This is a genomic window from Pedococcus sp. 2YAF34 (assembly GCF_052114585.1).
Taxonomy (GTDB): domain Bacteria; phylum Actinomycetota; class Actinomycetes; order Actinomycetales; family Dermatophilaceae; genus Pedococcus.
The window spans coordinates 84,241-99,150 of the sequence record NZ_JBFRFA010000001.1; the positions used below are offsets into that span (position 1 = coordinate 84,241).

16 protein-coding genes and 1 tRNA gene are annotated in these 14,910 nt (G+C 71.0%); 11 read left to right on the forward strand and 6 right to left on the reverse strand.

Annotated elements, in window-relative coordinates:
• The first annotated feature begins 125 nt into the window (after nucleotides 1–125).
• The 6 genes from AB4Z02_RS00395 to AB4Z02_RS00420 all read left to right on the forward strand — a co-directional run bounded on the left by AB4Z02_RS00395 (nucleotide 126) and on the right by AB4Z02_RS00420 (nucleotide 5,900).
• Nucleotides 126–1,319 (forward strand): PucR family transcriptional regulator, encoded by a 1,194-nt coding sequence (locus AB4Z02_RS00395; RefSeq protein WP_056884548.1) that lies wholly within the window; start codon nucleotides 126–128, stop codon nucleotides 1,317–1,319.
• 95 nt (nucleotides 1,320–1,414) lie between these two features.
• Nucleotides 1,415–2,383: an ACP S-malonyltransferase gene (locus tag AB4Z02_RS00400; RefSeq protein WP_441968402.1), complete on the forward strand. Its 969-nt coding sequence runs from the start codon at nucleotides 1,415–1,417 to the stop codon at nucleotides 2,381–2,383.
• A gap of 1 nt (nucleotide 2,384) precedes the next feature.
• A complete protein-coding gene (locus AB4Z02_RS00405) occupies nucleotides 2,385–3,404 on the forward strand; it encodes a beta-ketoacyl-ACP synthase III (protein WP_056884550.1) in 1,020 nt (339 codons plus the stop codon).
• A 96-nt stretch (nucleotides 3,405–3,500) separates the two neighbouring features.
• Nucleotides 3,501–3,749, forward strand: coding sequence for an acyl carrier protein (locus AB4Z02_RS00410; RefSeq protein ID WP_056884551.1), 249 nt, complete (start codon nucleotides 3,501–3,503; stop codon nucleotides 3,747–3,749).
• A 122-nt stretch (nucleotides 3,750–3,871) separates the two neighbouring features.
• Nucleotides 3,872–5,116 carry a beta-ketoacyl-ACP synthase II gene (fabF, locus tag AB4Z02_RS00415; RefSeq protein WP_056884552.1) on the forward strand — a complete coding sequence of 415 codons (1,245 nt, stop codon included), beginning with the start codon at nucleotides 3,872–3,874 and terminating at the stop codon, nucleotides 5,114–5,116.
• Nucleotides 5,117–5,273: 157 nt separating this feature from the next.
• Nucleotides 5,274–5,900 carry a hypothetical protein gene (locus AB4Z02_RS00420; RefSeq protein ID WP_056884553.1) on the forward strand — a complete coding sequence of 209 codons (627 nt, stop codon included), beginning with the start codon at nucleotides 5,274–5,276 and terminating at the stop codon, nucleotides 5,898–5,900.
• Nucleotide 5,901: 1 nt separating this feature from the next.
• On the opposite strand, the gene AB4Z02_RS00425 is transcribed toward AB4Z02_RS00420, so the two are convergent.
• A complete protein-coding gene (locus AB4Z02_RS00425; RefSeq protein WP_441968406.1) occupies nucleotides 5,902–6,540 on the reverse strand; it encodes a hypothetical protein in 639 nt (212 codons plus the stop codon).
• A gap of 468 nt (nucleotides 6,541–7,008) precedes the next feature.
• Here AB4Z02_RS00425 and AB4Z02_RS00430 point away from each other — a divergent pair, with 468 nt between their 5' ends.
• Nucleotides 7,009–7,845, forward strand: coding sequence for a DUF1996 domain-containing protein (locus AB4Z02_RS00430; RefSeq protein WP_056884555.1), 837 nt, complete (start codon nucleotides 7,009–7,011; stop codon nucleotides 7,843–7,845).
• A 99-nt stretch (nucleotides 7,846–7,944) separates the two neighbouring features.
• Here the strand turns inward: AB4Z02_RS00430 and AB4Z02_RS00435 are convergent, their stop codons facing one another.
• Nucleotides 7,945–8,460, reverse strand: coding sequence for a DUF3145 domain-containing protein (locus tag AB4Z02_RS00435; protein WP_441968408.1), 516 nt, complete (start codon nucleotides 8,458–8,460; stop codon nucleotides 7,945–7,947).
• Nucleotides 8,461–8,782: 322 nt separating this feature from the next.
• Nucleotides 8,783–9,274, reverse strand: a complete 492-nt coding sequence (locus AB4Z02_RS00440; protein WP_441968410.1) for a hypothetical protein — start codon at nucleotides 9,272–9,274, stop codon at nucleotides 8,783–8,785.
• 168 nt (nucleotides 9,275–9,442) lie between these two features.
• On the opposite strand from AB4Z02_RS00440, the gene AB4Z02_RS00445 reads away from it, so the two are divergent.
• From AB4Z02_RS00445 to AB4Z02_RS00455, 3 genes are all read left to right on the forward strand, one after another.
• A tRNA-Ile gene (locus AB4Z02_RS00445) sits at nucleotides 9,443–9,519 on the forward strand.
• A 238-nt stretch (nucleotides 9,520–9,757) separates the two neighbouring features.
• Complete coding sequence (locus AB4Z02_RS00450) at nucleotides 9,758–10,345, forward strand: hypothetical protein (protein WP_441968412.1); 588 nt, start codon at nucleotides 9,758–9,760, stop codon at nucleotides 10,343–10,345.
• Nucleotides 10,346–10,788: 443 nt separating this feature from the next.
• Nucleotides 10,789–11,544 (forward strand): class I SAM-dependent methyltransferase, encoded by a 756-nt coding sequence (locus AB4Z02_RS00455; protein ID WP_441968414.1) that lies wholly within the window; start codon nucleotides 10,789–10,791, stop codon nucleotides 11,542–11,544.
• 42 nt (nucleotides 11,545–11,586) lie between these two features.
• On the opposite strand, the gene AB4Z02_RS00460 is transcribed toward AB4Z02_RS00455, so the two are convergent.
• Nucleotides 11,587–12,108, reverse strand: a complete 522-nt coding sequence (locus AB4Z02_RS00460; protein WP_441968416.1) for a hypothetical protein — start codon at nucleotides 12,106–12,108, stop codon at nucleotides 11,587–11,589.
• A 119-nt stretch (nucleotides 12,109–12,227) separates the two neighbouring features.
• Here AB4Z02_RS00460 and AB4Z02_RS00465 point away from each other — a divergent pair, with 119 nt between their 5' ends.
• Nucleotides 12,228–13,043 carry a DMT family transporter gene (locus AB4Z02_RS00465; RefSeq protein ID WP_441968418.1) on the forward strand — a complete coding sequence of 272 codons (816 nt, stop codon included), beginning with the start codon at nucleotides 12,228–12,230 and terminating at the stop codon, nucleotides 13,041–13,043.
• Nucleotides 13,044–13,075: 32 nt separating this feature from the next.
• Here the strand turns inward: AB4Z02_RS00465 and AB4Z02_RS00470 are convergent, their stop codons facing one another.
• A complete protein-coding gene (locus tag AB4Z02_RS00470; RefSeq protein WP_156400026.1) occupies nucleotides 13,076–13,480 on the reverse strand; it encodes a hypothetical protein in 405 nt (134 codons plus the stop codon).
• Nucleotides 13,481–13,611: 131 nt separating this feature from the next.
• Complete coding sequence (locus tag AB4Z02_RS00475; RefSeq protein ID WP_441968420.1) at nucleotides 13,612–14,790, reverse strand: serine hydrolase domain-containing protein; 1,179 nt, start codon at nucleotides 14,788–14,790, stop codon at nucleotides 13,612–13,614.
• Nucleotides 14,791–14,910: the final 120 nt, after the last annotated feature.

A 14,910-nucleotide genomic window follows, 5' to 3' on the forward strand; every position in this document is an offset into this window, starting at 1 on the left:
CCGGACGCTAGGAACCGGCCGTCCGCCGCGGGCGACTCGGCGGTGGCCGGCGGGTGAAGCCGTGCCGAACCCTGGGCGCGCTACCGTGCACGCGGTTGTGGGCCCCATACAAATAGACTCCGAGCATGCCTGCGGCCCTGCGCACCTCTCCCGCCACCCTCCAGCGGGTGGAGCGCGCGGCCGGCGAGCTGTCGAGCGGCGCCACGAGGCGCATGGAGGCTGCCCACGACTGGTACCGCGCGCTGTCGGCGGAGGACCGCTCCTGGGTCGGCCTGGTCGCCCAGGCCGGCATCGCGGCGTTCATCGCGTGGCTGCGTGAGGGTGGCGACCAGACCCCGGTCACGGCCGACGTCTTCGGCACCGCCCCGCGAGAGCTGACCCGGTCGATCACCCTGCGGCAGACGCTGGACCTCGTGCGGTCGGTCGTCGACGTCGTCGAGCAGGACGCCACCGCCCTGGCCGAGCCCGGTGAGGAGCAGGCGCTGCGCGAGTCGGTGCTGCGCTACTCACGCGAGATCGCCTTCGCGGCCGCCGAGGTCTATGCCCACGCGGCCGAGGCCCGGGGCGCCTGGGACGCCCGCCTCGAGGGCCTGGTCGTCGACGCCGTCCTGCGTGGCGAGGCTGACGACTCGATGCAGTCGCGCGCCGCCGCGCTGGGATGGGGCACCACAACCCGGGTGGCCGTCGTCGCGGGCAGCACGCCCGAGGGCAGCCCGGCCGGCGTGGTCGACGGCCTGCGCCGTGCGGCGGAACGGGTCGGCGTGGACACCCTCGTCGCGGTCCAGGGCCGCCGCCTCGTGTGCATCCTCGGCAACGTGCAGGACGCGATGGCCTCTGCGCGGGAGGTCGGCGACCAGTTCGGCGACGGGCCCGTGGTGGTCGGCCCGACCGTGCCCCACCTGTTCGCCGCCGGGCGCAGCGCCCGGGCCGCCCTCGCGGGGCACTCGTGCGCCCAGGCGTGGCCGGAGGCGCCGCGACCGGTGGCCGCCGACGACCTGCTGGCCGAGCGGGTGCTCATCGGCGACGCACCCGCCCGCGCCCTCCTGCTCGACCGCATCTGGCACCCGCTCGCGACCAGCGGCGGCGCCCTGCTCGAGACCGCCGCCTCCTACCTGGAGACCGGCGGCGGGCTCGAGGGGACGGCCCGCCTGCTCTTCGTCCACCCCAACACGGTGCGCTACCGCCTGGGCAAGATCGCCGACCTCACCGGCTACCAGCTGACCGACCCCCACGACGCGCACACCGTGCGGATCGCGCTCGCCCTCGGGCGGCTGAGCCGTGCCGTGCCCGCCGCCGTGCGCTACGCCCCACCGGCCTGACGCCCCCCTCTTTGGAGGAAACCTCCAAAACCCGCGCGGGATGTTCGTGCCAAACGGTCACGTCCCGGGCGAGGTCCGCACGCGAGGCTGGGACCGTGCTCGCCATCGTCTGCCCCGGACAGGGCTCCCAGACCCCCGGCTTCCTCGCGCCCTGGCTCGAGCTGGCCCCGTTCCGTGAGCGCCTGGAGGCGCTGTCCGACGTGGCCGGCCTGGACCTGGTCGCCCACGGCACCACCTCCGACGCCGACACGATCAAGGACACCGCGGTCGCGCAGCCGCTCATCGTCGCGGCCGGGCTCGCCGCCGCAGCGGTGCTCCTGCCCGACGGCCCGGTCGGTCCGGTCGGCGTCACCGCCGGCCACTCGGTCGGCGAGATCACGGCCGCAGGCCTGGCCGGCGTGCTGTCGGACCACGACGCCATGGTCTTCGTCCGTGAGCGCGGCACCGGCATGGCCGCCGCCGCGGCGCAGGCTCCGACCGGCATGAGCGCCGTCCTCGGGGGCGATCCCGCGGAGGTCCAGACCGTGCTCGAGCGCCACGGGCTCACCGCCGCCAACGCCAACGGTGCCGGGCAGACGGTCGCCGCCGGCACCCTCGAGCAGCTCGCCGCCCTCGCGGCCGACCCGCCTGCCCGGGCCCGGGTCATCCCGCTGCAGGTCGCAGGTGCGTTCCACACCCACCACATGGCGCCTGCCGTGGCCGCCCTGGAGACCCTCGCCGCCGACTTCGACGTCAGCGACCCGGGGGTGACGCTGCTGTCCAACGCCGACGGCCGCCCGGTCGCAGGAGGCACCGACGCCCTGGCCCGCCTCGTCCGCCAGGTGAGCAGCCCCGTGCGCTGGGACCTGTGCATGCAGACCATGGTCGACAGCGGGGTCACCGCGCTCGTCGAGCTCTGCCCCGCCGGCACCCTCACCGGCCTCGCCAAGCGCGGGATGCCGGGGGTCACCACGGTGGCCGTCAAGACGCCCGACGACCTCGCGGCGGCACAGCAGCTGATCACCGACTCGGCGCAGGGCGGCGACCCCGCCTCCGAGGCCACCACCCCCGAGCGCGAGGCCTGACATGACCACTCCCTCCCCCAAGGGCACCGGATCCATCACCGCTCCCGAGGGCGCCGCCTTCTCGCGCATCATGGGCGTCGGCGGCTACCGCCCCGAGCGTGTCGTGATGAACGCCGAGCTCGTCGAGGCCATCGACTCCTCCGACGAGTGGATCCAGGAGCGGTCCGGCATCAAGAGCCGCCGCTTCGCCGCCAAGGACGAGTCCGTCGTCGACATGTCCGTCGCCGCCTCGCTCGAGGCCCTGCGCGCCGCCGGCCTCGAGCCGTCGGCCATCGACGCCGTCATCGTCGCCACGGTCACCCACCCCTACCAGACCCCGGCGGCTGCACCGATCGTGGCCGACCGCCTCGGCATCCAGGCCGCGGCGTTCGACATCTCCGCCGCCTGCGCCGGCTACTGCCACGGCATCAGCCTCGCCAGCGACATGGTCCGTGGCGGCAGCGCGCGCCACGTCCTGGTGATCGGCGTCGAGAAGCTGTCGGACTTCACCGACCTCACCGACCGCGGGTCCGCGTTCATCTTCGGCGACGGCGCCGGCGCTGCCGTCGTGGGCCCGTCGGACACCCCCGCCATCGGCCCCACGGTCTGGGGCTCCGAGGGCGCGCAGTGGAAGACCATCTCCCAGCGCGACTCCTGGGTCGACGTCCGCGAGAAGGACCTGGGTTGGCCCGCGATCGGGATGGCCGGCCAGTCCGTCTTCCGGTGGGCCGTGTGGGGTATGGCGCCCGTGGCCCAGAAGGCGCTCGACGCCGCCGGGGTGCGGGCCGAGGACCTCGACGCGTTCATCCCCCACCAGGCCAACATGCGGATCATCGACGCGATGATCAAGCAGCTCAAGCTGCCGACCGACATCGCCGTCGCCCGCGACATCGCCGAGACCGCCAACACCTCCGCCGCGTCCATCCCGCTCGCCACCGAGCGGATGCTGCGCGAGGGCGAGGCGCCCCACGGAGGCCTCGCGCTGCAGATCGGCTTCGGCGCCGGCCTCGTCTACGCGGCGCAGGTCATCGTCCTGCCCTAGCGGCACCACGACTCCCGCTGGCCCGCGGGTGAAACACGGAACACCAGGGCCAACCACCCACCCGACAGCAGTCGATACACGAAGGAGCTGAGCCGAATGGCGCAGAGCGAGCAGGAGATCCTCGAGGGTCTGGCCGAGATCGTCAACGAGGAGACCGGCCTGGACACCGAGTCGGTGCAGTCGGAGAAGTCCTTCACCGACGACCTCGACATCGACTCCCTGTCGATGATGACGATCGTCGTCAACGCCGAGGAGAAGTTCGGCGTGCGCATCCCCGACGACGAGGTCAAGAACCTCAAGACGGTCGGCGACGCCGTGTCCTTCATCTCCAAGAACCAGGCCTGAGCCCCGGCGCTCCACCACGCACCACCGCGGGGTGGCGCGCCGCGCCCCCTACCCGGGGCGCCGGCGCCCACCCCSCAGCACCACCCCTTCCCTCCACCCCTCACGAAGGAGCACCTCCAGCCATGACCGCCGAACGACGCGTCGTCGTCACGGGCCTCGGAGCCACCACCCCGGTGGGGGGCAACGTCCCCGACACGTGGGACGCCATCCTGGCCGGCCGCTCCGGCGCCAAGACCATGCCCTACGAGTGGGTGGAGAAGTACGACCTCCCGGTGAAGTTCGCCGCGACGCTGGAGACGCCTGCCGACCAGGTCCTCACCAAGGTCGAGGTCCGGCGCATGGATCCCAGCGCGCAGTACGCCCTCATCGCCGCCCGCGAGGCCTGGGCCGACGCCGGCTCGCCCGAGGGTGACCCGGAGCGTCTCGCCGCATGCATCGGCACCGGCATCGGCGGCGTGTGGACCCTGCTGTCGCAGTGGGACAACCTCAAGGAGAAGGGCCCTCGCCGGGTCTTCCCCCTCGCCGTCCCGATGCTCATGCCCAACGCCTCCTCGGCCGCGGTCTCGCTCGAGCTCGGCGCCCGCGCCGGTGCCCACACCCCCGTGTCGGCCTGCGCCTCGGGCCTCGAGGCCATGGGCTACGCCTACGAGATGATCCGCTCCGGCCGCGCCGACATCGCGGTCGCCGGTGGCACGGAGGGCGCCGTGCACGCGCTGCCCATCGCCGGCTTCGCCGCCATGCAGGCCCTGTCGACCCGCAACGACGAGCCGGAGCGTGCGTCCCGGCCCTACGACACCGGCCGCGACGGGTTCGTCCTCGGCGAGGGTGCCGCGGTGATGGTGCTCGAGGAGTACGAGGCCGCCAAGGCCCGCGGTGCCAAGATCTACGCCGAGATCGGTGGCGTCGGCATGTCGGCCGACTCCCACCACATTGCCGCGCCCGAGCCGGAGGGCGCCGGCGCGTCCCGTGCGATGGTCGAGGCCGTGCAGCGAGCAGGCTTGCAGGCCAAGGACATCGTGCACGTCAACGCCCACGCCACCTCGACGCCCGTCGGTGACGTCGCCGAGTCCAACGCCATCCGCCGCGCGTTCGGTGACGACGCCGACGGCATGCCGGTCAGCGCCACGAAGTCGATGACCGGTCACCTCCTGGGTGCCGCGGGTGCGCTCGAGGGCGTCCTGACGGTGCTCGCGCTGCACCACCGCACGGCACCGGCCACGATCAACCTCGACGACTTCGACCCGGCCATCAAGCTCGACGTCGTGCACGGCGAGGCCCGCAAGCTGCCGCAGGGCGACATCGCGGCCCTGAACAACTCGTTCGGCTTCGGCGGCCACAACGTCGCGGTGGTCTTCACCTCGGTCTGACCGTCGGGCGCCTCACACCACGCATTCACTTTCCGGGCGGCGTACCAGCACAGTTAAGGGCTGGTCCCCCGTTCGGATGGTGTTTGTCCGGTGACGAAGCCGTCACCCGGTCGACTCAGTAGCGTGTGCCCCGGATGAGTCAGGGGGCACGGAGTTGGTGGGATCGACCGCTGCGCGGGGCTGGGGCCGCGAACGCGTACACATCATCGACGACCACCTCGCCGAGCGCCTGAGGCGCGGGCTGTGGCGGTACACGCTGCGCTGCCCGATGGTCCTGCGGCAGGTCGTGCCTGTCCTCGTCGTCGCCGCCGTGGCGTCCCTGGTCTGCGCCTGGGAGTACGCGGAGCGCTCCGACACCCTGGTGTGGTGGCTGATGGGAGGGCTGCCGGCAGTGGGCGTCCTCGCCTACGTCGTGATCGTCCTGCTCATGATGCGCCGTCACGACGAGTGGCTGGCGCGCGAGGTGGTGCCCGGCCGCTTCATCGCCGTCACCGTGGGCCAGGAGTCGATCAGGGTCCGCGACCTGGACTCCGCGGTGGAGTACGGCTACTCGCTGGTCACCGCCGTGCACCAGTACGACGACGTCGTCGTCATCGAGCACCGTCCCACCTTCTGGGCGCTGCCCGTGGAGCTGTTCCGGCCGCACGAGCTCAGCGTCATCCGGGCCCGCGCCGGCAAGGCGTTCCTGCCCCTCGGAGAGGGCCGGGCCGACCGGCCGCTCGACGTCGCCGGCGAGGCGCCACCGCTCACGCTCGCCCAGCGCTTCGGCAAGCTCGTCCGCTAGCTCAGCGGGTGTGCGGGGGCTTCGCGTGCCCGCGGCCGGGCGGCAGGACGATGTCGAGCAACGGCGTGGTGGTGGTCGTTGCCGTGGGCGTGGGGGTCGTGCTGGTCGGCGAGGGTGCCGACGTCGCCGTGCGGGTCGTCGACTGCACGGTCGAGGGGGTCGAGACGGGCTGCGGCTGCGACGTGGCCCGGGCGGGTGCCACCGCGGCTCGGGTGGCGCGGGGTGTGGTCGGCGAGGTCCTCGGGGCGCTCGTGGCCGCCGGGGCCGGCGCAGCGGTCGTGCTGGGTGAGGTCGCGGCGGTGTCCACGTCGGGCTGGGCCGTGTCGCCCGGGCGGTCCGGCAGCACGAACCCGAACGCCACCAGGGCGGTGAGTCCGCCCACCCACAGCAGCAGCACGCCGGGCAGCGGCTTCCAGCTGGCGTGGCGCGATCCCAGCCCGTGGCGGGCCATCTCGCGCAGGTAGAGCACGAACGTCACCAGGGCGACGACCGAGACCCCCCACAGCAGCCAGGCTGCGGTGGCGGCGGCGGTGGGCAGGGGGGCGGTCAGGACGCGCCAGGCGGACCACAGCAGGATCACGCCTCCTGCTGCGGCCGACGCCACCACGCTCGTCCTTGCCGCGGCTTCGCGACGGGTCAAGGGACACCTCCGGGTCGGTTGGTCAGCCGAAGAGGCTACAGACGGACTCGGCAGACGCCGAACCGTGCAGGTCAGCGGCTCGCCCGATGTCCGAAAGATCAGCGATGTGGTGAAGGGGCGGAGATGATGTACTCTCGTCCGCGGCTGCTCGTTGGCCCCGCGTTCCGGGGTCGAGCCCCCGATGTGATCCGCGGTGAGCGCGGAGTGCCCGGGGTCGTGCCGACCGGCGAACGCAGGGCGACCCGGTTCGGCGCCGAGATGTGTCGGCGAACGTGACGACGACTGCGTCGTCATGCCGTCACGCGCGCGCCCCTCCCCCCAAAGGGGCCCGTCCAGCGTGCCGAGCTCTGGCATGCCCGGACGCAGCCGTTCCCCCAACCAAGGAGAAGAATGCGTCAACGCATAGCCCTGGCTCTGATCGCCCTCGTATCGGTCACAGCCCTCATGTCGGCCGCCCCAGCTAACGCAATGGGCAAGGTCAAGTGTGACGAGAACAGCCAGCCCGTGGTCGCCGTCGGACGCTACGACCCCATCGTCAACCACAACGGCACCGGTTCCGAGCACGAGCACCAGTTCTTCGGCAACATCGCCTGGCACTCGCTGTCGAACCCGGACAAGGCCAACTACGCCGACCTCGCCGGCAAGGCCAACAACTGCGCCGCCGTCCTCGGCCAGTCCACGTCGGCGGACTCCGCCGGCTACTGGGTCCCCACGCTGCGTTACAACTCCGGCGCCAAGGCCGGCCAGCTCGTCCCCGCGCAGGCGTTCACCGCGTACTACCGGTCCTTCGACCACAAGGACTTCGGCCAGGCCAAGGCCTTCCCCGCGGACACGCGCCTGGTCGCCACCAAGCACGACTGGGGCTGCGGCCAGTACTCCGGCGTGCCGACCGGCCCGTCGATCCCGTCCTGCGTCGGCCAGTCCGGCAAGCCGGGTCACACGCTGACGGCGCACGTCGACTTCCCGTCCTGCTGGGACGGGGTGCTGCCCAACCACAAGTCGACCGACGTGGGTAACACCAACGACAACGCCCACTACGCCTACGCGGTGAAGAAGAGCGGGGTCTCCACGTGCCCGTCCGGCTTCCCGAACAAGATGGTCGAGCTGCGTGAGACGTTCCAGTTCACCTACACCGGTGCCGGCAACGACATCTCGCTCGACTCGGACTCCCACGCCGGGGTCAAGGACGGCGAGACCCTGCACGGCGACTTCTGGAACACCTGGCGCCAGCCCGACTTCGAGAAGTTCGTGTCCACCTGCATCAACTCCTCGTCGAGCTTCTCGACCGCCAGCTGCCAGCCGTGACCGGACCGCTCCCCGGTTCGTGACGGCCGGCCGTCCTGACGGCCCGGCAGCACGACAAGTGCCCCCTCCTGCCTTCGGCGGGAGGGGGCACTTGCGTGTTCAGCCGACCTTGTGCAGCCAGCGCACGGGCGCGCCGTCGCCGGCGTAGCGGAAGGGCTCGAGCTCGGCGTCCCAGTCGGCGCCCAGGATCTCCTCGAGCATGTCGGCCATCGCCTCGGGCGAGCCTTGCGACAGGCGCAGCACCTCGCGCAGCCGGTCCTCGTTGACGACCGCGTCGCCGGCCGCCGAGGTCCACGTGTGGTGGATGCCGAGGGACGGGGTGTGCGACCACCGCGACCCGTCGGCACCGGGGCTGGGCTCCTCGGTGATCTCGTAGCGCAGGTTGTCCCACCCGCGCAGCGTCGAGGCGAGCTTGGCGCCGGTGCCTTGTGCACCAGTCCACGGGAACTCCGCGCGGACGAGGGCGGCACCGGCAGGTTGAGGCGTCCACTCGATGGAGAGCCGGCTGTCGAGGGCGGACTCCAGCGCCCAGGTGATGTGCGGGCACAGCGCTTTCGGGGTGGAGTGAATGAACACCACCCCGCGGGTCGTGACACGCGGCATCGCGACAGACATCCGGGCCTCCTTGGGTGTGCGAGGGACGTCTTCCCCACGAACCTCTGCACTGCTGGTGGCTCGGCTGGTCGCCGCGACTCTTCAGTTTGGCTGTGCTGGCGCCCATTGTGCACCACGGACCACAGCGACACCAGCACTATCACCAGTATCGAGCGAAACATCCCTCGCGTGCTCGCCGCGGCGCTGGTGGCGGCCGGCGGTGGGCCCCTGGTGCGGTACGGCGTCGGGTGGCCCCGACGCCGTACCGTCCCCTCTTCTGGGTGGACCGTGCTGCACCACCCGCTGACGCGGGTGGGTTCCGCCTTGTCGGGGCGTCCCCGGCTCAGCTGGCGGAGGGCGCCGTCGAGGACGAGGCCTGCCCGGACGACGGCGAGGGTGCGCCGCCCTGGCCGCCCCGTGCCCCGGGCCCGCCGCCAGCGCCGCCCTCCTGGACGGCCGTCACGGCGTAGCTCTTGTCGACCTGCACGATGATGTGCGTGCCGTCCGTGCGCACCATGTGCGCCTCGTACACGCCGTCGGAGTCGGTCTCGACCCGCTCGATGGTCGCGGTCGGCTCCTTGGCCTTGGCGGCCGCGGTGACCCTGGCCGCCACGTCGCCGGTGAGCAGCGTCTCATCCGAGCGCATCGGCTTGGTCGGGTCGGTGTTGCCGTTGGCTGCGGCTGGTGCCTCGCCCGCTGCGGGGGCGCTGGCACCGTAGGAGGCGGTCGAGGCGGCCGGGGTGCTGGTGTCGGCGCTGGCCAGGGACGCGCCGGTGAGGGCGATGCCGGCGGCTGCGGCGAGGCCGGCGGCGACGGGGACGATGCGGATCTTCATGGAGTGCTCCTCGTGGTGGGTGGGGCTCCACGGTCGGGCGGCGCCCTGTGGCAGCGTCCGGGCTGGGCCGTGGATCTGCTGTCACTGGCTGTGGCTCGCTGTGAGCGGGCGTTCTCGCCGTCGTCACCGGGTCTGACACAATCTCGCCCTGGCGGTGCGAGCCGTCCCGGGGCAGTAGCTCAGTCGGTCAGAGCAGCGGACTCATAATCCGTCGGTCGTCGGTTCAAGCCCGACCTGCCCCACCAGACGCGTGTATGACTTCGGCTGATGTCGGACGTTTGGTCTTCGGTTGATGCCTGACGGTGGTTCGCCTGATGGTTGACAGTTGTTTCGGCTGATCCTTTGACACAGACGGACATGTCGCGGTCGATTTGCATCCAATGAGACAACACCGAATGCGCGGCATGTGAGCGCCTTTCATCACATACCCCGAAGGACCTGCGCCTCTACCTCACCCGCGCATGGTGAGAGATCGTGCGAGTGATGAAGGAGGTCGGCATGTTCGGTCGTGTCCTTCGAATCGTCGCCGTGGGGTTGCTGACGCTGTTCGGCACTCTCGCCGGGCTCTTCATCGCAGGCGAGACGTTTGCCGACCCCGGTGGGTGGGAAGCCGTGGTCCTCACCGCCGCATGGGCCCTGCCCCTGATCGCGCTGAGTGTCTTGGCGCTGGTGTGGCCCGGCCGGAGCTCGAAGGTGCTCCCCGTCGTGCTGGCGCTGGTGGCTGGGTGGGTGATCGTGGACGCTCTCGCCCACGTCATCGACCGAGACGTCCGGGGTCCGGTCGGTGTCGTCTCCATGTTCGCGGTCTTGATCCCTTGCGGCCTGCTGGGTGTCCACCGAGCGGCTGAAGCCGGGTGGCTTCTGCTGGCCGGTGCCGCCGCGCAGTTCGTGGCGACCGTGGCAAGCATGGACCGTGCTGGCGGACAGAGTCTGTGGTCCGCCTTCGGCGGGTCGACAGGGGTGATGGTTCTGCTGTTCCTGGTGCTGGCGATGGTCTTCCTGGCGGTCGCCGCAGCCGAGAGGTGGACCGACGGCGCTGGCGGCACGCAGAGACTCGGCCACGCCCACTGAGACAGCCGGCCTCGCGCCCGCCGCCCAAGCGTCCCTGGGTGGGGACCTTTCCTCGACTTCGTCGGGGCCCTACCCTTGTCACGAGTGCATCTGATGCCTCGACTTGGGAGGTCCGATGGCTGCTCCTTCACCGGCTGGTCCGCCGAGGCTGCCCATGATGACGCCACTGAAGCTCGATGAATACCCCACCCATCCCTTGCGGGATCATCTCCTGACCTTGGGTGCGGCCGTTCTTTTCATCGCCTTCGCGGTGGCACTGAGCCGCTGAGACCCCTGCTCCCGTATCCCGAGATCGCACCTAGGTGGTCCGCAGACGGGCGCGCGCGGATCGCGGCATGGTCGCACGTTTGCCCTCATGAAAATCATGATCGTTGACTGGGCCGCCGCGCTGATCTACTGGAGGCAGCATTTCTGAATCTGCCGAGCTGACGGAGGTGGTTGTGGTGGCGGGCTACGGCGCGCTCGCAGAGGTCTACGAGTGGCTCATCTCCGATGCGAAAGCGACCCCGTCCGCATTCGCTTCCGCGTTCGACGACGTGGTCACGCTCCTTCCGCCCAACGCCCGGGTCCTCGACTCCTCGTGCGGCACCGGACAACTGGCGGTCGGCCTCGCCGGCCTGGGCATGCGGGTGGTGGCGACCGACGCCAGCGCCGCGATGGTCCGTCGCACTGCGGAGCTGGCTGACGAACACGGTGCATCGTTGCGAACGGTTCGCGCCGCCTGGAATGAGTTGCCTGATCATTTCGACGACGCGAGCTTCCACATGGTGTTCTGCGTCGGCAACTCGCTGCACCATGCAGAGGGGGCCCGAGCCAGGTCAGCTGCACTGGAGTCGATGTCGCGGCTGCTGCGTCCCGGCGGACGGTTGGTTCTCACGTCACGCAACTGGGAGCGCGTGCGCGCCGGTGGGTCCCGGCTTGACATCCGGGATCGCCTGGTGCGAAGGAATGACCGCGATGCTGTCGTCGCTTATCGCTGGGAAATCCCGGAGCACTGGGAACAGGAGCACCACATCGAGATAGCCGTCGCGAGGCTCGGGGCCGATGGATCGGTCGATGTCTGCTCTGAGCTGTTGTCGTCGTGGCCATATCGGTATGAGGACCTCACCTTGGAAATGCAGGGCGTCGGACTCACGGTCGAGAGAAGCACCTTCGACCCGCAGGCCGAGAACTACATGGTCGTGGCGACCAGGGAGTAGGCAACGGCCTCCATACCTGCGCCCAGCTCGAGCGCCATCACGTCAGCCGTCGCACCCGACCTGGCGTCCCTCCCACCACTGCTCGTCGATGAGGACGAACAGGCGGCTCGTCGTCGAGATATGACAATCCGCCGGGAGCGGACCCCCGTCGAAGGCGATGAGTGGGGCGAGGTCATGACGCCCTAGCGAATCAGGGCGTCCCGAGGTTGTCGTGAAGGTCAGCGACCCATCCGTGGCTCGGTCTACATCGCAGGCAGTCAGGCCCTTGCCACGCAACTGCTCGGCGTTGGTCAGCAGCAGCTTGGGAGCATCCGAGATGGCTCCCCCGTCACAGCTCGTGTGGGTGGTTGGCGGGGCTACCGACGAGGCATGTCTCGCGCCCTCGCCCTGCGCGCCTGAGCAACTGGCGAGGATCCAAGCCGCGGCGATGACCCAGGCGCCGCGATCACTCCTTGCACGGCGCATGCTTTCCCCCACCTCAAACGCCCCTGCTTCTGCCACCACCATCGTCGCGGAACGCAGAACGAACCGCAGCCAAACCGCCGATACCTGAGTCGCGAGCACTACACGCGAGCGGGAGCCTGCCCAGCTTCGACCTGACTCCGTTAACGGACTCCCCCCCGGCGCTCGGTGTCCGCACCCGTATCGCGGCGGGCCAGAACGCAGGCACGCAGCTCTCGGTCGTGAGCAGACGGCACGCCCTCTCGACGCCGGCGACCTTCCTCATGTGGCGCTTCGGGATCGGCGCTGCGGTCCTGCTCCTGTTCCGTCCTGGCGCCCTCTTCCGCCTCAGTCGAGCTGAAGGCAGGCACGGGATGGTCCTGGGAGGCGCCTTGGCCGCAGGCTTCCTGTTGCAGACCACCGGCCGGCAACACACTCCAGCAGGGCTGTCCGGATTCCTGACCGGTGCCGCCGTCGTCCTCACCCCGGTCGTCGCGGCGCTGGTGTTCGAGGAGCACGTCGGTCGGACAGGCTGGCAGGCAGTCGCCCGGTCCACGGCCGGGATCGCGGGCATCGCAGAGAGCAGCACAACGCCATCACTGCTCGGAGCGGCCCTCACCCTCGAGGGTGCAGCTTGCTTCGCCGTCCACATCGCCGGACTCAGCCAGTGGTCGACAGCCGGCAACGTCTTCGGGCTGACCGTGCTGAGTGTCTCGGTGGCGGCCGCCCTGTGCTTCGTCACTGCCATCGTCCGGGGTGTGAGGTTCCCGCCCACGCCGGCCGCGTGGACCTCCGTGCTCTACCTCGGCGTGGTGGCCACGTGCCTCGCCCTCGCCGTCCAGGCCTGGGCGCAGAGCATGTTGACCGCGACGACCACGGCGGGCACGATGACGATGGAACCCGTGTTCGCAGCGGTGATCGCCGTCGCTGCCGGCGAGAGGGCTCTGGGGTGGCTCGGCTGGTTGGGCGGGTTGCTCGTGGTGGCCGGTATGGCGGTGGCAGAGCTGGGCCCGCGCGCCTGCTGCGACGCGGCCACCCCAACCGTCGGTTGCTGCTGAGTTCGGCTGTGCTGCAACGGATGCGGCTGTCGTCACCTGAGTGGGTCGAACTCGAGGGCACGCGCGCGTGCGGCCAGGGATGCCGCGCAGGTCGCAGAATTGGTGGGTCCGACCAGGGTCAGCGCGGCCACCGCGCACTGGCCGGTCAACGAGGTCACGAGCAGCTGCGAGCTGCTCTCCAGGAACCTGTCGGTCGCTGGTCGGATGAGGGCCGCAGACCGGTTCTGCAGGCCGGTCATGACGGCCAGCGCCGTGAGGACGACCACGCCGGCGATGGCCCAGGGGCTGGGCTGGGCGGCGTCTCGCGGTCCAGCGTCAGGCGACTGCGTGCGCTCCACCGTCCTGGCGGCGCGGGGTTGCCACGAAGGGCCGAGGTCGCTCACGTCCAACGCGGGGCGCGCGAACTCGGTGAGGTAGAGGTCTTCGAACGCAATCACGGTGTCACCCCGCTGGTGCCAGCTGCCCGGCACCACGAGACGCTGGCCGCTGGGGACCGCGCAGGTGGTGTCGTCCCAGTGTGGTCGCCGCCTGAGGCGGCAGCACCGTCCATCCGACGTAGTGCGCGTCCTCAGAGGCAGCCGCGGATGGCCTCGACGAGGGCTGCCCAGCGCGGGTCGCCGTGGGGTCCGATGTTGCGCATCCTGCTGCAGACGTAGCCGAACGCCACTTGGTGCTCGGTGTCGGCGATGCCGAGCCGTGCCCCGGCACCGGTGTGCCCGAAGGAGCTCGGCCCGAACCCCGGCATGCTCGGCGAGGCCAGCTGGTAGCCCAGGCCGAAGCGGATGTCCGGCCCCGCCGTGCCGCTCTCGATGAGGGTCTCGACGTCGTCCGTGCGGGGCGTGAGGGCCAGCTCCAAGGTCGATTCGTCCACGAGGCGGGTCCCGTCGACGGAACCGAGCACGGCGGCATACATCGTGGCGAGCGCACGGGCGTTGGTGATCGCACCGATGCCCGGCCGCTCGGCGGCGTAGTGGGCGCGCACCTCCTGCGGGTCGGTGAAGTCCGGGTCCATCGGCGGGTTCTCGCGCAGGAACGCCAGCCTCCGTGCGGCATAGGAGCCCGGCTCGGCATCCTCCTCGCCGGTCGGTGCCATCGGGCTCGCCTGCTCCCACAGCCCGGGCACCACCCGGCCGTCGAGCTCCGCGGGCAGGCCCATCCACATCTCGACGCCGAGGGGCTCGGCAACCATCCGGCGGACGTGGGACGCGATCGTGGAACCCGTTGCGCGGCGGACGATCTCGTCGAGCAAGGTCCCGTAGGTCACAGGGTGGTAGGCCATCGCCGTGCCGGGCTCCCACAGCGGTTCTGCGGCGGCGAGCGCCCGGGTGACCGCCTCGCCGCGGTGCAGGTCGAGACCCTGCAGCCCCGTGCCGAGCGGTGGGTATGGCACGCCCACGGTGTGGGAGGCGACCATCCCGACCGTGGCACGCTCCTTGCCGTTGACCGCGAACTCGGGCCAGTAGGTGCCCACGCGCTCGTCAGGGTCGATCCGCCCCTGCTGGACCAGCATCGCCAGCACCGTCGCGGTCATCCCCTTGCTGCCGGAGGCGACCATCATCAGGCCGTCGCGGGGCATCGGCCGCCGGTTCACGACGTCCTCCCCACCCCACAGGTCAGCGACGAGCCGACCCCCGTGGAACACCGCCACTGCCGCGGCGTCCTCCCCCGGGTCCTGGAAGTTGCGACGGAAGGCGTCGCCCACAGCGCCATACCCCTGTTCGACGAACCCCTCCGGCTCCAGACCCATGCCACCGACAGTAGCCGTGTGGCGGAGGCGCACGGTCGGTCGAGGTCGCTCCCGACCCGGGCTCAAGCGAGCAGGAATCGAGAAGCACCGGTCGGCTCCGGGGTCCTAGCCTCTCCAGGG

Coding starts and splice junctions, on each gene's coding strand:
- AB4Z02_RS00440 (WP_441968410.1), bottom strand. CDS start 9,274: ATGAAGATCCGCATCGTCCCCGTCGCCGCCGGCCTCGCCGCAGCCGCC.
- AB4Z02_RS00435 (WP_441968408.1), bottom strand. CDS start 8,460: ATGTCTGTCGCGATGCCGCGTGTCACGACCCGCGGGGTGGTGTTCATT.
- AB4Z02_RS00395 (WP_056884548.1), top strand. CDS start 126: ATGCCTGCGGCCCTGCGCACCTCTCCCGCCACCCTCCAGCGGGTGGAG.
- AB4Z02_RS00405 (WP_056884550.1), top strand. CDS start 2,385: ATGACCACTCCCTCCCCCAAGGGCACCGGATCCATCACCGCTCCCGAG.
- AB4Z02_RS00475 (WP_441968420.1), bottom strand. CDS start 14,790: ATGGGTCTGGAGCCGGAGGGGTTCGTCGAACAGGGGTATGGCGCTGTG.
- AB4Z02_RS00410 (WP_056884551.1), top strand. CDS start 3,501: ATGGCGCAGAGCGAGCAGGAGATCCTCGAGGGTCTGGCCGAGATCGTC.
- AB4Z02_RS00430 (WP_056884555.1), top strand. CDS start 7,009: ATGGGCAAGGTCAAGTGTGACGAGAACAGCCAGCCCGTGGTCGCCGTC.
- AB4Z02_RS00450 (WP_441968412.1), top strand. CDS start 9,758: ATGAAGGAGGTCGGCATGTTCGGTCGTGTCCTTCGAATCGTCGCCGTG.
- fabF (WP_056884552.1), top strand. CDS start 3,872: ATGACCGCCGAACGACGCGTCGTCGTCACGGGCCTCGGAGCCACCACC.